The following is a 1,249-nucleotide window of genomic DNA, read 5'->3' on the forward strand; positions in this document are numbered from 1 at the left end:
GCAGCACGATCAGCGCGGCCACGGCGAAGACCGCGAGGACGAGCCCCGCCGTCATGGCTCCCAGCCCCCGCACCTGCGCCACATAGACGTACAGGTAGGGGACGGTGAAGCCGAGCCCGAACGCGCTGAGTGCGTTGCCCACGTGGATCCGGCGCATCGCTGCGCCCATCGCCCTGGTCACGTTCACCTCTCTAACGAGTTAGATGTGAAGACTTCGAACCTAAAGTTCGAAGTTGAAGAGTACATATTGAAGGACTTAAAGGCAAAGGCACCGCGTGCGATACTGCGCACATGGCCGACACCACCGGCGGCGTCAGCAGCGAGCCGACACTCGACGAGCAAATCGCCGCCTACCAGCGCGAGTTCCAGGACCTGGACCCCCAGGTGGAGAAGATCGTCTCGGCGCTGTCCCGCCTGAACCGCCGGATGAACGTCGCCTACGGCCGCCAGACCTCCGCCCTGGGCATCAGCAACGCCGAGTGGGAGGTCCTCAAGGCCCTCGTCCTTTCCGGCTCCCCCTACCGCCTGGGCCCCAGCGATCTCGCCAAGCGCCTCGGTCTCACGCCGGCTGCCATGACCCACCGAATCGACCGCATGGTCTCGGAGGGTCTGGTCACCCGTGAGAGGGACGAGTCCAACCGCGTCCGCGTCATCGTGGAGCTGACCCCGGAGGGGAGGGAGAAGTGGCTGGAGGCCATGCGCCTGGCGACCGTCTTCGAGGAGGACCTGCTCCAGGACCTCTCCCTCGAGGAGCGAACGGTTCTCGGCGAGGTCCTGACGAGGCTCCTGCGCCGGGTGGAGCACGCCCAGCCGGACGCCGGCGGCCGGCTCAGCGACCTCGACTGAGCCGCAGGAAAAGATCTTGACAGGGGTTGCTTGACACCCCCCGGTCCGATCCGTAAGGTTCTTCGGGTTGCCACGGAGCCGTAACGGTTCTCCGGCAGCACCTCCGCCGCCGCGAGCGGCACCACAAACCACCAGCACGATCTCCCGACGGGGTTGATTTCGGCGTGCCCGAATTCAATTCGAATAGGGACTCGGCGGCCCGATTGGGAATCGCAGGGACGATCCGCTAAGGTTTGAGACGTCGGAACGGCCGAAGGGCCGGGAGGACAACCCCCTCTGACGGGGAATCAGACACCGCGAGGATCTGGTAGAGTCGGAAGCGCCGGAAAGGGAAACCGCGAGAGCGGGAAACCTGGAAAGCACCGAGGAAATCGGATCGAGAAAAGATCTGATAGAGTCGGAA

At 64.8% G+C, this 1,249-nt stretch carries 1 protein-coding gene and 1 pseudogene; one reads left to right on the top strand and one right to left on the bottom strand.

Translation table 11 applies throughout. From position 1 onward, the window contains the following. Positions 1-169: pseudogene (locus ACWC21_RS06735) on the bottom strand (MFS transporter); the annotation flags it as partial. A gap of 122 nt (positions 170-291) precedes the next feature. Here ACWC21_RS06735 and ACWC21_RS06740 point away from each other — a divergent pair. Next, on the top strand, positions 292-846 hold the full coding sequence (locus ACWC21_RS06740) for a MarR family winged helix-turn-helix transcriptional regulator (RefSeq protein ID WP_450878801.1): 555 nt from the start codon (positions 292-294) through the stop codon (positions 844-846). Positions 847-1,249: the final 403 nt, after the last annotated feature.

Source organism: Streptomyces sp. NPDC001348, from assembly GCF_053597535.1.